We start from the raw sequence: 14,809 nt of genomic DNA, 5'->3' as shown, positions 1-14,809 counted from the left end.
ATTCTAAAATCCTCCTTTATGAGCGGAGACGCAATTAGAGAATGACCATTACGTCGCCGGTGGTTACGGTGTCGCCAGCGTTGACGCGGACTTCGGAAACCGTACCATCTTCAGGAGCCATGATTTCGTTCTGCATCTTCATAGCTTCCAGGATCAGCAGAACATCGCCGGCTTCTACCTTGTCGCCAGCCTTTACGTTAACGGACAGGATCTTCCCAGGCATAGGAGCTTCCACCGTCACAGCGCCGGCAGGAGCAGGAGCAGCAGCCGGTTTAGCGGCCGGAGCGGGAGCAGCAGCAGGAGCAGGAGCAGGAGCAGCGGCCGGAGCAGGAGCTGCGGCAGGAGCGGCTACAGGAGCAGCAGCGGGGGCAGCAGGAGCTGCAGGAGCTGCAGGAGCTGCGGTGACAGCGCCGCCGACTTCTTCAACTTCTACAGTATACACAGTGCCGTTAACGTTAACATTGAATTTTCTCATGAGAATACCCTCCTAAAATTGTTCTTGAACAGTAAAATCCACAGTTTGCAGGCCGTCCCTCAACAGCCTGTTAAAAGAAATGATGAGGCAGCGCCATGGGTTCCATCTTCTTTTTGTGTTCGGCGATGGCAGCCGTCAGGGCCGCTGCAATCATATCGTCTTCATCCTGGACCATGGCCAGGACCGCTGCCATTGCAGCCACCTTCTCTTCGTCCTGTCGTTTGCTGGCTGCAGCAGAAGCGGCCGGTTTAGCAACTACAGGCTTTTTTTTTCCCTGAGCGCTTTTCTTGGTCGGGTCGATGGCATGGATCAGGACCATCAGGATGCCCAGCACAATCAGCACGCCGAATACGATGGTCATATTGATCAGCATAATCAGCCAAGGATTGTCTGTCATGAATGTTTCACCTCTTTTCCCTTATGATGAATGGTTTATATCAAAATCACAGCGGAATGTTACCGTGTCTCTTTGTTGGCCGGTCTTCCTGCTTTGATTTTAACATACGCAGCGCTTTGATCAGGATCGGACGGGTGGTCTTGGGTTCGATGACCATTTCCACCATGCCGTGCTTGGCCGCATAATAGGGCGTCGCAAAGTTATCGATGTATTCCTGGGTCTTCTGCTCCACATCCGGATCATGCCGGAAAATGATCTTGGCCGCCCCTTGGGGTCCCATGACGGCGATTTCGGCCGTAGGCCAGGCAATCACATGATCCGCTCCCAGATCCTGGGCACACATGGCCAGGTAGGCTCCGCCGTAGGCTTTCCGGGTGACCAGAGTGATCTTGGGCACGGTGGCTTCGCAGTAAGCATACAGCATCTTGGCCCCATGCCGGATGATCCCGCCATATTCCTGATCCGTGCCCGGCAAGAAGCCGGGGACATCTACGATATTGATCAGAGGGATCTTGAACGCATCACAGAAACGGATGAACCGGGCCGCTTTGTCAGAAGCATTGATATCCAGGCAGCCGGCCATGATCCGGGGCTGGTTGGCGATGATCCCCACGGTAGAGCCGTCCAGCCGAGCCAGGCAGGTGATGATGTTCCGGGCATACATCCGATGGGGTTCCACATATTCTCCGTTGTCCACGATGCTCCGGATCACCTTGTACATGTCGTAGGGCATCTGGGAGCCGTCCGGGATGATGGTGTTCAGGCTTTCGTCCATCCGGTAGGCACTGTCTCCCGTATCGTAGACTGGCGGGTTCTCCCGGTTGTTGCTGGGCAGGAAGCTGAGCAGGTAGCGGATCTGCTCCAGGCAGTCCGCATCGTTTTCAGCCGGGAAGTCGGCCACCCCGCTACGGGTGCAGTGGGTAAAGGTGCCTCCCAGGTCTTCCTGGCCCACTTCTTCCCCGGTCACGGTCTTCACCACTTCCGGCCCTGTAATGAACATCTTGGAATTTTTCTTCACCATGAAGATGAAATCCGTCAGAGCCGGGCTGTATACCGCGCCTCCGGCGCAGGGCCCCATGATGGCAGAAATCTGCGGGATCACCCCGGAAGACAGGGTGTTCTGCTTGAACATCTTGCCGAAGCCGGCCAGGGCATCGGTGGCTTCCTGGATCCGGGCACCGCCGGAATCCGCCATGCCTACGATGGGGGCCCCGGTTTTCAGGGCCATGGCCTGGACTTTGGCAATCTTGTTGGCATGCATCTCCCCCAGAGAACCGCCTTCCACGGTGAAATCCTGGGCAAAGACGAACACTGTCCGTCCGTTAACCGTGCCGTAGCCTGTCACCACGCCGTCCCCTGCCAAATATTTCTTTTCTTGACCGAAGTTTGAGCAGCGATGTTCTACAAATTTATCCAGTTCTACAAAACTTCCCTCATCTAAGAACGAGTTTATCCGTTCACGGGCTGTCATTTTACCGGCATCATGCTGTTTTCCGACTCTTTTCGCACCGCCGCCTGCTTCGATCTTTTCATAGCGGTCGAACATATCTTGGATCTTTTCTTGTGTCGTCAAAAATACGCACCTCCTTCAGGGATATTACAACGAAACTAAAACACGGTAATTGTAACATAAATACCACCTTGTTACCACCGATTTTCGGAAAATTTCGTTGGAAAGTCCCTTTATTTCACTTCCATGGTCCCCGTTTTAAGCATTCTTTCATGGAAGGAGAAGGCTTCGGACAGGATGTGCGGAGTCTGGCTGTTGTGGCAGGCAGCGCAGGCCCGTTCGAAATAATCCCGCAGGATGGGCTGGTATCTGGGGCTGGAGATCTGATCGATGATGATCGGAGCCCGTTCTTTCGGAGACAGGCCTCTCAGGTCGGCCACGCCCCGTTCGGAAACGATGACATCCACATCGTGTTCGTTGTTGTCGATGTGGGAGCAGAAAGGCACCACAGAACTGATCTTCCCATCTTTCCGTTCCGATTCCGCAAAGAAGATGGACAGGTAGCCGTTCCGGGCAAAATCGCCGCTGCCCCCGATCCCGTTCATCAGGTTGGTCCCATTGATGTGGGAAGAGTTTACATTGCCGTACAAATCCACTTCAATAGCCGTGTTCATGGCGATAACTCCGATTCTGCGAACCACTTCGGGGTTATTGGAAATTTCCTGGGGACGGAGGATCAGATGGGATTTGTATTTATCCAGGTTGCTGTAAAATCTCTTCTGGACTTCTGCGGACATGGTCAGGGAAGCACCGGAAGCCACCCGCAGTTTTCCGGCATCGATCAGATCGAACATCCCATCTTGGATCACTTCCGTATATACGGTCAGATCTTCAAAATCAGAATGGACCAGCCCATTGATCACAGCATTAGCTACAGAACCCACCCCGGACTGGAGAGGCAGCAGATTCTTCGGCAGACGCCCAGCCTTGACTTCATTTTTCAGGAATTCCACCAGATTGCCGCCCATGGCCCGGGCGTCATCGGTGATGGCTGCCAGTTTGCTGGGAGTATCGGGAATATCGCAGGGAACGATGGCTGCCACTTTTTCCAGATCACAGGGGATGTAAGGCGTCCCGATCCGGTCTTCCGGCCGTTCGATGGGGATGATTTTCCGGTAGGGAGGATCCAGCGGCACATAACAGTCGTGCATGCCTTCCAAGCCCAGAGGCTGGGTCACGTTCACTTCGATGATGACTTTCTTAGCACTCTGCACATAGCTGCAGCTGCCGCCCAAACTGGTAGTGGGGATGATGCCGATCTTTCCCTTGCCCAGATCCTTGATGGAGCAGGCTTCGATGATGGCCACATCCACATCCCGGTGTTCCGGCAGGAATCCAAACCGGGCCATCTGGTTGAAGGTGCTGATATGGGTATCCAAATAGCGGATTTCACCATTATTGATGGCTGTCCGGCAGTTTTTATCCGTCTGATACGGCATCCGGTTGCCCACGATGCCGGCTTTGACCATGGCTGTATCGATTTCAGGTCCGGGAAGCACGGTCCAGACATTGACTTTGAAGGGATGTTCCTTCCCTCTTTCAGCCAGAGCCAGAGGTACCGCTTTCGGATAACCAGAAGGGGTAAATCCGCTCATGCCCAGGTTCATGCCGTCTTGAATCATTTCTGCCGCTTTTTCAGCTGTGGTGATCTTGCTGAGGGCTGCGGCACAATGGACTCGATCCGTAATATCGATCATTTGCTCTTCCTCCTGTTTGCCCAGAAATCCAGGCTTCTCTTCTTGATTCTATCTGAATATTTAAAAATAGAATCTACGTCATAAATAATACCAATATTTCACCCAACTTGCAAGAAAAAAGGTCTTTTCCTCTTATAGAAAATGACCGGACAGCCGTCTTTTATCTGTCATTTCTCCTGCACAACCTTTTTTTCTCATTTTTCCTTTTTCTTTCGCAAAAAGATGCATCCCTCTTTTTTTCCCAGGCCCCGTACCACGTCTTCCGCAAAGGCTTTACAGGTAGGAGCTCCACAGGCCCCGCAGTCCAGCTGAGGGAATTCCTGTTCCAGGGCTTTCAATTCTGCCATTTTTTCCAGGGCTGTCCCGAAGTCGCTGGCCAGAGGAGGATGGGGCCGAGGTTCCAAGGGCTTGATATACCGCCAGGAAGCCGGAAAATCCTCGATGATCCGGCAGCGCTGCATGGCGCTCCTCCGGTCTCCCCCTTCCCGGCTCCGGCGCCGTTCCACCCGCACCCGGAGGTTCTTGGCCGCCACGTACTTGTTGATGGCCACACAGGGGCCGCCGATACAGCCGCCGGCGCAGCTGTAGCAGCAGGCATAGCGTACATCGCTGAGTTTGGCCATGCTGATCTGTTCCAGCAGCTCATCCACTTCTTCCGGCCCCTGGGCAGCAATGGCATCGGTGATACCGGTAGAAGCCAGTTCCCCCCGCCAGCTGCCCCAGCTGAGACTGTAAGAGGATCCCAAGGTGGCCTCCGGCACTTCATAGCGGGTTTCCTGTACATGCTTGATGGCCTGGGTCAAAGGACCATAAATGGAAGCAATGGTAAAGGAACCGGTCACCGCCGTATGGGCCACGTCCACGGACTGATGGATATTGGTCCCTTTGGCCGGACAGGGGGAAATGAACCAGATTCCCACCTGTTCAGGGGCCAGATTCAACCGCTTCATGGTTTCCCGCCGGGTATAGATGGCAGCAGCTTCCGCCGGAGCCAGGACGGGCAGGACCTGTTTCACCAGTTCTGGATATTTGGTCTGGATCAGCCGGAGGACGGCGGGACAGGCAGAAGAAATCAGAGGGAACGGCCCTTTATAATGGGCAATGTACCGTTCCATCTCATCACTGATATAGTCCCCTGCCAAGGCCACATCGAATACGGTATCGAACCCCAGTTCCCGCAGACCTTCCCAGATCACAGAAGCTGCCACATTGCCGTCGAACTGGGCGTAGAAAGAAGGGGTGGCCAGAGCGATATTCACTTTGTACTTTTTCAGTTCGGTCAGAGGATCCGCCCAGCCTTCCATAGCCCGGGTCGGACAGCAGCGGATGCATTCTCCGCAGTCGATGCAGCGGTCGGAAAGGATGACGGCTTTGCCACTGCGCACCCGGATGGCCTGGACTAGACAGTCCTTCACACAGATCAGGCATCCGGTGCAGCGGCTGGCGTTGACTCTGACGGAATTGAGGTAGGTTTCACACAAAGGTCTTCACCTGATTCCTTGGACAGCAGGATCCTTCAGCCAGGGAGATGGAACACCAGGGTGACCCGGGTCCCTTTCCCCACCTGGGTATCGATCTGCATTTCATCAGAAACTTTTTTCATATTGGGCAGCCCCATCCCGGCTCCGAATCCCATGGCCCGGATCTTGGCGGAAGCTGTAGACCAGCCTTCCTGCATGGCTTTCTGGACATCCGGGATCCCCGGCCCATGGTCCTCGATGCTGACCCGGATATCCTGGGGTCCGATTTCCGCCCGGATCCGTCCCCCGCCCCCGTGGATCAGACAGTTCATTTCACCTTCGTAGGTCCCGATGGCGATCCGGCGGATCAGTTCCGGAGACAGGCCCAGCTTCTTCAGCAAGTCCTTCAGGGAGGTGGAAGCTGCCCCAGCCCGCTCGAAATCGTCAGGGATCACTGTATAGATCTCTTCCATGCCTCACTACTTCCGATCTTTGGCAGAACAGCCCCGGAGTCCCAGTTCATAAAGCCGGCCGCAGGCTTCGAACATGGTATAGCGGGTATACAGCACCGGGATTCCCTTATCCTTCGCTGCCAAGAGCACTTCCTGTTCCGGATGTTTGTCCCGGACGAAAATCAAGGCTGCCGCATCGCTCACATCGGCCGTCCGCACCACCTGGATGTTCAGGAGCCCTGTCAGCAGCACAAAATCCTCCTTGGCATAGGCCAAAACATCACTCATCATGTCGCTGCCGCAGGCCTGCTTCACCGTCCTGCCCAGCCCTTCCTGCCCGGATACCACCTGGGCTTCCAATACTTCTGCCACTTTCTTTAACGTTACCATTCCAACCCCTCCTTCAAGATATCAAAACAAGGCTTCCATCTGCTTCCGTTCCCAGGTGTCCCGGTAAGGATCCAGGACCTGCAGGGCCCGGGTAGCATAGGAGCTCAGACTGCCTTCATAATGGCGGGAGATCCCGCTGTCCGGATGCTGCTTCTTCAGCAGCGCGATGGCCATATATACATAACCGGCTTCCCGGGGATTGTTCATATTCCCCAGCTTGTGGAGCGCATCGTCCAAAAACCGGATGGCCTCTTCTTCTTTCCCTTCCCGCATGGACAAAAGGGCCAGATAGGATTCTACAATGGGATGCCGCCAGTAGAACACATACCGGGGAAACAGTTCATATGCCTGCATGAAATACTGCTTGGCCCGTCCATACTGCTCCAGGTTGTAGCAGGCCACTCCCGCATTGCAGGAAAAGACCACCCAGGAACTGTAGGCTTCCTGGTTCTTGGCATAATCCAGGGCCTTGTCATAATAGTCCAGGGCCTCCTGGAATTTGCCTTCCCCCCGGCGGATCTCTCCCAGATAGTTATAGGCACCGGCAATATTCAGGGCATAGCGCCGCTGCACATTCTGGGTCACCATAAAGGTAGAGATGGACTCTTTCAGCAGCCGTTCCGCCTCTGGGAAGTTCCCCTGCATGATCATGTTCAGCCCCTTCAGCCGGAGCAGGATACCCATTTCCTTGTGGTAGTTGCATTCATCTGCCAGGTTCAGGGCTACTTCCAGATAATTCTTCATTTCCTCCGTATTGCCGATCTGGATGTCATAGAAGATCATCTGCTTGTAGCCCATGAGCATGTAGTCCCGGTTGTGGACTTCCGCTGCCTGTTCGATCAGGCTCAGGATGTTCCGGACACCTTTTTCATATTCACCGGTCCGGATATAGTGGCGCCCCATGAGATGGAGATAGTTCATTTCCAGATCCCGGACCTCCGGGGTTTCCCCGCAGTTCCTTTTGATGGCGTGCATCATCTCGTCCACTTCTGACAGGAACTGTCCCAGGTTGGTCTCGATGAACCGGCTCTTGTCATCATCAGGAGTGATGTCCGCGCTGCTGAGCACTGGGAACAGTTCGTTGCTGAAGTTCAGGTAGTACATGAGGATCTTTAGCTTGTAACGCCCCATGTTCACCAGTTCTCCTGCCTCCTGGTAATGGTATTCCAAATGGTGGTACAGACGGATATCCTGGGGGGAATGGGTCAGCCGTTTTTCCCAAAGACTGGCAATGTAGCTGTGGAGGATCTTCTGCTTTTCCTGTGAAATCTGCTGATGGACGTATTCCTTCAGTTTCTGCTGGACGATTTCATAGATCACTTCCGGCTGCTGGGGCACAGGACGGATGAAATTGTTCTTCCGGAGGACTTCCAGGTTCTCCAGCGCTTGGAGGCTGTTCATATGCATGTATTCTGAAATCATGGCCAAGGGCGCCCCGTCGTAGAACAGGGAAATGAAATCCAGGATCTTCTGCTGGTCGTCGGTGAGGGCGAAGCAGTTGGATTTAAAGATATTCCGCATGTTCTCCGTGAGGTTGTCCAGGCTGCCAGTGGTCTTCAGGGCCTTCAGGCATTCCCGGAGCAAGAATAGATTCCCTTTGGATTCTTCCAGCAGCCGGTCCACCAGCCGGTCATCCACCGCCACCGGCAGTTCCATATCCTGGGCAAAGAGCCGGACAGTATCCCTGTCCAGGGGAGACAGTTCCAGCAGCCGGAGCTTATGGTACATGGAGACAGAAGTCTCGAATTTCTGATAGTTCTTTTCCTGGGAAGGCTGGGCCGTCAGCAGGAACATGAACTGAGGCGACTTCTTGTGGAGGATCAGGCTGCTCAAAAGGGACAGGCTGAGGGGATCCATCCACTGGATATCTTCAAAGATGAACAGCAGCTTCCGGCTTTCCGCCACGTTTTCCATCACCGTGTACAGGGTGTGGAAAATGGCATCGAATTTCAGCAGGTCCTTGATTTCCGCCAGTCCCGCCTCCCGGTCCCCGCTCATGTCCATCTGAGGGAACAGTTCATACAGACGGGAGGGATCCATGTTGGGCACGGGGATCTTTTCCCGGCGGATCAGGTTCCCCAGCCCTTCCACGATTCCCGTCCAGGGCCGGAGCAGGATGTTCTGTTCCGGCTTGAAACAGTTGGTCTGGATCACCGTCACATCTGGGGGCAGTTCCTCCACCAGGGCGTCCTTCAGGATGGTCTTGCCGCAGCCTGCTTCTCCTCGGATCAGCAAGGTATCGCTGTCCTTCCCCTGGAGGAATTCTCCCACCATCCCATTCACCAGCTGGAGTTCCCGTTCCCGTCCGGTCAGGCTGCCTTTGGGCCGGGCTTTCAAGATTCCCAGCTCATTTTTCTCCTGCTTTTCCTGATGGAGGGTCCGTTTCATCATTTCTTCGATTTCCGGAGGCACATTGCTCTGGAGCTCTTCCCGGAACAGCTTCTTCATCTCTTCATACAGCTCTGTGGCTTGTTTCATATTCCCCTGTTCACAGTAGGTCTGGAGCAGCAGGGTGTAGATGGATTCATCATAAGGATCGTGGGCGATCAGCATCCGGCCGTACCGGGTCACCTTGGCCAGGTTCTTCACAGCCACTGCTTCCTTCAGTTTCTGCAGCAGCGCATCCATGTACAGGCCTTCCAAACGGTCCCGTTCCGTGAGGTACCAATTTTCGTACTCTGCCGCATCCTTGATGAAAAAGCCCTGAAGAAAGGCTCCCTGATACAGTTCCAGATTCCGTCCCGGATCCGCTTCGAACTCCTTCACATCCACCTGGACACGGATGGCCGGGTTGACCTTGATGATGGCTTTGCGAGGAGAAATGAAAACATCCGGTCCCAGGATCTTCTTGGTTTCATAAATGGCATTGCGCAGATTTTTCCGGGCAATGGCATCCGGCTTGTCCGCCCACAGCACGCCGCTCAGCTCATCCCGCATGACCGTCCCTTTGACCAGGATGTAATAGACCAGAGCATTGACCTTGTTGTAAGGGAAGAAGATTTCCCTGCCGTCCTTCTGGATTACAGGAGCGCCCAAAAACCGCGCTTGGATCAGACTTGTCATTTTTCACACCTCATCATCGAAATTTTGTGTTAAAAATACCAACTCCTGTGAGAGCCCCTCGAAATTATCATAGTAATCAGTTCTATTATAGTATAAAATCCAGCTAAAAAAAAGCGGGACGTGCCATGGGCACGCCCGCTGAACGGTCTTTCTACCGAGATACCACTTTGCCCTTCTTGACAACGGTCTCCACAATATTGATGCCGGTATGGTAGGGCAGGAATTTGTAGGAAGGATACTGGAGGATCACCAGGTCTGCCTGTTTTCCCGGCTCCAGAGACCCGATCCGGTCCGCCCGGTCCACCGCAGCAGCCCCATTGAGGGTCAGGGCTGTAATGGCTTCTTCGGCTGTCATCTTCATATAGATGACGGCCAGCCCGATCATCAGAGGGACGGAGAAGGTGAAACCGCTGCCGGGATTGAAGTCCGTAGCCAGAGCCACGGCACAGCCGGAATCGATCATCTCCCGGGCCCGGGCAAAAGGTTCCTTCAGGCAGAAGGCGGTGGTGGGCAGCAAGGTGGATACTACTCCATTATCCGCCATAGCCCGGATCCCCGCATCGGAAGCGTGGAGCAGATGGTCCGCACTGGTAGCATGGAGTTCTCCTGCCAGTTCGGCCCCGCCCAGGCTGACGATTTCATCTGCATGGATCTTCAGCTTGAAGCCCATCTTCCGGGCTTCCGTCAGGAGATGCCGGCTCTGTTCAATGGAAAATACCCCTTTTTCACAAAAGACATCACAGAATTCCGCCAGGTGCTTTTCTGCCACTTCCGGCATCACTTCTTTCAGCAGGAATTCGATGAAATCATCCCCTCGGTCCTTGAATTCCGGCGGTACCGCATGGGCCCCCAGGAAGGTGGACACCAGCTCGATGGGCTGTTTTTCGTTCAGGTCACGGACCACTTCCATCTGTTTGATTTCCGTATCATGGTCCTGGCCGTAGCCGCTTTTGGCTTCCACCGTGGTGACCCCCATGGCCAACATCTTTTTCAAAAAGTCCATGCTGTGGTCTACCAACTCTTCCCGGCTGGCTTCCCGGGTGGCTTTCATGGTATTCAGGATGCCGCCTCCCCGTTCCATGATTTCCATATAGCTCATGCCGCCCATCCGCCAGAGGAACTCATCGGGCCGGTAGCCTCCGAACACCAGATGGGTATGGGAATCCACGAATCCCGGGAGCACCGCTTTGCCGGAGGCGTCGATCTGTTTGTCCGCCGGGACCAGTTTCTCCCAGTCTGGCTGGTTCCCGATGCTGCGGATCATGCCGTTTTCAATCAGGATGGACTGGTTTTCATAGATTTTCAATTGTTTCATTTCTCTGCCGTGCCGGGCCGTATTCCCTTCCGGGGTCACGATCTGTGCGGCATTTTTGATGAGCAGTCTGTCAACCATCGTTTTTCCTCCTTTATGGGCCACAAAAGGGTTGCTGCACGGTTTCCGTGCAGCAGCCCTCTCTTTCTGTATGGATCCCTCTCGATCAGTCTTTGATCACATGGGCTTTCGGATAAACCTTGGCCACTGCGTCTTTGATCTGTTTGTCATCCGTCAGGTACGGCAGGGTGATCTGACCGATGCCATGACGGGTCTTGTTGAATTCCACAGCCGTTTCCATAGCATGTTCATTCCGTGCCCAGGACCGGCGTGCCACACCGCTGATCACATCCCAGCTCAGGGAGCTGCGGATGATCTCATCTACCCGGTGGCTGCCGTCCAGGACCAGCCCGAACCCGCCGTTGATGGCTTTGCCGATGCCCACGCCGCCGCCGTTATGGAGAGCACACAGGCTCATGCCTCTGGCTGCGTTGCCGGCGAAGCACTGGACAGCCATGTCAGCCATCACATTGGACCCATCTTTGATATTAGAGGTTTCCCGGAACGGAGAATCCGTACCGGATACATCGTGATGGTCACGGCCCATCATGACAGGCCCGATTTCTCCATTGCGGACCAGTTCATTGAATTTCAAAGCGATGTTCACACGGCCCACTTCGTCCTGATACAGGATACGGGCCTGGGTCCCTACCACCAGTTTGTTCTTTTCTGCATCCCGGATCCAGTTGTAGTTGTCCCGATCCTGATACCGGCGGTTCACATCGATGCAGCTCATGGCTGCCATATCGGTCTTATGCAGGTCTTCTGGCTTGCCGGACAGGCAGACCCAGCGGAACGGTCCATAGCCGTAGTCGAACAGCTGCGGTCCCATGATATCTTCCACGTAGGACGGCCAGATGAATCCATCTTTGTCATCCACACCATTCTTGGAGATTTCCTTCACGCCGGAATCGAACACAGCCTTCATGAAAGAGTTGCCGTAGTCGAAGAAGTATACGCCCCGGGCGGTGATCTTTTTCAGAGCTTCGAAATGAGCATGGAGGGTCTTGTCCACCAGTTCCCGGAACTTGGCAGGATCTTCTGCCAGCATTTTGGTCCGTTCTTCGAAGGTCAGGCCCTGAGGGCAATAGCCGCCATTGTAGGCATTGTGGCAGGAAGTCTGGTCAGAAACCAGATCCACATGGATGTTGTGGTCCACGATGTATTCCAGCAGATCCACGATATTGCCGTGGTAAGCAAAGGATTTGCCCTTCTTTTCCGCCATGGATTTCTGAGCCATGGCGATGACTTCCGGCAGGGAATCAGATACGCCGGAGATCCAGCCCTGATCCAGACGGGTCTTGATCCGGGAAGCATCCACTTCAGCCACAATGGCCGTGCAGTTGGCGATTTCCGCCGCTTTGCCCTGGGCACCGCTCATGCCGCCCAGACCGGAAGTGACGAACAGTTTGCCGCCCAGGTCCCCATCTTCTGGGATCCCCAGTTTCATACGGCCGGCGTTCAGGATGGTGTTGAAAGTCCCATGGACGATTCCCTGGGGCCCGATGTACATCCAGCCGCCGGCAGTCATCTGGCCATAGTTGGCAACACCCATTTCTTCAGCGATTTCCCAATCATGCTGGTTGTCATATTCCCCGATCATCAGGCCGTTGGTGATGATGACCCGCGGTGCTTCTGGTTTGGAATGGAACAGGCCCAGAGGATGGCCGGATTCCATGACCAAGGTCTGGTCCGGTGTGATTTCTTCCAAGTACCGTTTGATCAGCAGATACTGCATCCAGTCATGGCAGACGCTGCCAGTTTCCCCGTAGGTCACCAGTTCATAGGGATACAGGGCCACTTCAAAGTCCAGGTTGTTGTCGATCATCACCTGGAAAGCCTTGCCTTCGGTGCATTTGCCTTTGTATTGGTCAATGGGTTTCCCGTAAATCCGGCCTTCCGGACGGAAACGATAGCCGTAGATCCGGCCCCGGGTGGTCAGTTCTTCCAAGAATTCCGGGATCAGTTCTTCATGGTATTCTTCCGGGATATACCGCAGAGCATTTTTCAGCGCAATTTCAGTCTGTGCCGGAGTCAGGCGGAAGCCACGATCCGGAGCTCTCCGGATGCCTTCTTGGAAAGGTTTCGGTTTGGGCAGTCCGTTGGGGAACTCCAGTTTGATGGTCATGGCTTTTCCGATTTCTTCATTTTTCATCATGGTATACCACTCCTTTGCGTATTGCCTTCGTGCAGGAACTCAATTTCCTTGACTTCATGTCTCTATTGTAAATGGGTTTCATCTAAAAAACGTCTAATCAGACTCCTCTTTTGAAAAATTTTTCAGTTTTTTCAACTGACGTTTCTGGACGTTTTCGGTATATACCGTCAAAAGAAAATCAACTGGAGATGCCACACCTTTCCGTGCAGCACCTCCAGCCGAGGGATGGATATGTGTGGCCGATCAGAAGAATTTCAGGTCGACTTTGTCTTCTACCGCTTCCAGGATACCGCCAGCCTGGACCAGATCGGTGATCTTTTCCAGTTCCTTGAACATTTCGATATCCTTGTCGTAGGCAATGAAATCATTGGTCTTACGGACCGCATCATAGGCGGCCTGGGTACCGGCACCCAGTTTGAAGCCTTCTCCTTCCCGCAGATCGATGGCTTGGCAGGCAGCCAGGATTTCTGTGGCCACCACCCGGCGGGCGTTGAAGGCAATCTCTCCGGCCTTCCGGGCGGCATGGGCACCCATGCTGACCAGGTCTTCCTGGTTTTCGCAGGAGGGGATGGAATCCACAGAAGCCGGATGGGCCAGGACCTTGTTTTCGCTGACCAGGGCGGCTGCCGCATATTGGGTGATCATGAAGCCGGAGTTCAGGCCGGAATGTTTCACCAAGAAGGACGGGAATCCGCTGAGGGAATTGTTGATCAGCCGTTCCAGGCGCCGTTCGGAAACATTGGCGATTTCAGAGATCCCGATGCCCAGGAAGTCGAAAGGCAGGGCCATGGGTTCGCCGTGGAAGTTCCCACCGGAAATCACGTCACCGTCCGGCAGGACGATGGGGTTATCGGTAGCCGCATTGATTTCAATGTCCACTTTATCCTTCACAAAGCCCAGGGCGTCCTTGCTGGCCCCATGGATCTGGGGCACGCAGCGCAGGCAGTAGGCATCCTGCACCTTCAGCTGGCCCTGATGGGTCACATAGGTACTGCCGGCCAGCAGGTTCCGCAGGTTGTAAGCAGTATCCAGCTGCCCTCTGTGAGGACGGATCACATGGAGCCGTTCGTCAAAAGCATCGATGATTCCCCGCTGGGCTTCGATGGAAAGAGCCGCAGCGATATCGCTCTGTTTCAGCAGGGACATGCCTTCCCACAGGGCGAATACGCCCATGGCGGTGAGGATCGGAGTACCGTTGATGAGAGCCAGGCCTTCCTTGGCTTCCAGATGGATGATGGGGATCCCGGCCTTTTCCATGGCTTCCTTGCCGGGCATCACCGTGCCCTGGTATTCCGCATCTCCCAGCCCCAGCATGGGCAGGACCATATGGGCCAGAGGCGCCAGGTCACCGGAAGCTCCCAGGGACCCTTTTTCCGGGATGTAAGGATGGACCCCTTTATTGATCATATCCACCAAAGTCTGCAGGGTGGACAGCCGGATGCCGGAATATCCTTTCACCAGGGCATTGGCCCGGATGGTCATGGCAGCCCGGGTCACTTCCCGGCTGAGAGGTTTGCCGTAACCGCAGGAATGAGTCCGGATCAGGTTTTCCTGGAGCTGTGCACAGTCTTCTTTAGAAATGTGGACCCGGCACAGAGAACCGAAACCGGTGGTGACTCCGTAGACCACCCGGTCACTGTTGACGATATCATCGATGAGCGCCCGAGAAGCCTTGATGCGGGCCACGGCATCCGGATCGAAGGACAGTTTGGCATCATACCGGCTGACGGCGATCAACTGTTCCAGGGTCAGGTCATTTCCGGTCAGGACAACTTCTTTGATGGCTTTTACGTCTTTCAACATTTCAGCATCCTCCTTAAAATTCATTCCATAGA

General features: G+C 54.5%; 11 protein-coding genes. All 11 read right to left on the bottom strand.

The window, feature by feature from the left end; genetic code table 11:
• Nucleotides 1-34 precede the first annotated feature (34 nt).
• Complete coding sequence (gene gcdC, locus BQ2657_RS04505; RefSeq protein ID WP_075579559.1) at nucleotides 35-475, bottom strand: sodium ion-translocating glutaconyl-CoA decarboxylase subunit gamma; 441 nt, start codon at nucleotides 473-475, stop codon at nucleotides 35-37.
• Nucleotides 476-545: 70 nt separating this feature from the next.
• Entirely contained in the window at nucleotides 546-872 is a 327-nt protein-coding gene (gene gcdD / locus BQ2657_RS04500; protein WP_075579558.1) for a sodium ion-translocating glutaconyl-CoA decarboxylase subunit delta, read from the bottom strand.
• Between the two features lie 46 nt (nucleotides 873-918).
• Nucleotides 919-2,418, bottom strand: coding sequence for a methylmalonyl-CoA decarboxylase subunit alpha (gene mmdA, locus BQ2657_RS04495; RefSeq protein WP_075580984.1), 1,500 nt, complete (start codon nucleotides 2,416-2,418; stop codon nucleotides 919-921).
• A 137-nt stretch (nucleotides 2,419-2,555) separates the two neighbouring features.
• Nucleotides 2,556-4,079, bottom strand: coding sequence for a succinate CoA transferase (locus BQ2657_RS04490; protein ID WP_075579557.1), 1,524 nt, complete (start codon nucleotides 4,077-4,079; stop codon nucleotides 2,556-2,558).
• Nucleotides 4,080-4,273: 194 nt separating this feature from the next.
• Nucleotides 4,274-5,560, bottom strand: coding sequence for a [Fe-Fe] hydrogenase large subunit C-terminal domain-containing protein (locus BQ2657_RS04485; protein WP_075579556.1), 1,287 nt, complete (start codon nucleotides 5,558-5,560; stop codon nucleotides 4,274-4,276).
• A 35-nt stretch (nucleotides 5,561-5,595) separates the two neighbouring features.
• Complete coding sequence (locus BQ2657_RS04480; protein WP_075579555.1) at nucleotides 5,596-6,012, bottom strand: ATP-binding protein; 417 nt, start codon at nucleotides 6,010-6,012, stop codon at nucleotides 5,596-5,598.
• 6 nt (nucleotides 6,013-6,018) lie between these two features.
• A complete protein-coding gene (locus BQ2657_RS04475; protein WP_075579554.1) occupies nucleotides 6,019-6,381 on the bottom strand; it encodes a DRTGG domain-containing protein in 363 nt (120 codons plus the stop codon).
• A gap of 21 nt (nucleotides 6,382-6,402) precedes the next feature.
• Nucleotides 6,403-9,444 carry an AAA family ATPase gene (locus BQ2657_RS04470; protein ID WP_075579553.1) on the bottom strand — a complete coding sequence of 1,014 codons (3,042 nt, stop codon included), beginning with the start codon at nucleotides 9,442-9,444 and terminating at the stop codon, nucleotides 6,403-6,405.
• A gap of 151 nt (nucleotides 9,445-9,595) precedes the next feature.
• Entirely contained in the window at nucleotides 9,596-10,837 is a 1,242-nt protein-coding gene (hutI, locus tag BQ2657_RS04465) for an imidazolonepropionase (RefSeq protein WP_075579552.1), read from the bottom strand.
• 85 nt (nucleotides 10,838-10,922) lie between these two features.
• Nucleotides 10,923-12,971, bottom strand: coding sequence for a urocanate hydratase (locus BQ2657_RS04460; protein ID WP_222704333.1), 2,049 nt, complete (start codon nucleotides 12,969-12,971; stop codon nucleotides 10,923-10,925).
• 246 nt (nucleotides 12,972-13,217) lie between these two features.
• Nucleotides 13,218-14,777, bottom strand: a complete 1,560-nt coding sequence (gene hutH, locus BQ2657_RS04455; RefSeq protein WP_075579550.1) for a histidine ammonia-lyase — start codon at nucleotides 14,775-14,777, stop codon at nucleotides 13,218-13,220.
• Between the last annotated feature and the right edge of the window lie 32 nt (nucleotides 14,778-14,809).

Source organism: Acidaminococcus massiliensis (genome assembly GCF_900095825.1).
GTDB classification, from domain to species: domain Bacteria; phylum Bacillota; class Negativicutes; order Acidaminococcales; family Acidaminococcaceae; genus Acidaminococcus; species Acidaminococcus massiliensis.
Note: the sequence above shows the minus strand (reverse complement) of the source record. Positions and strands in the feature narration are given on the sequence as shown.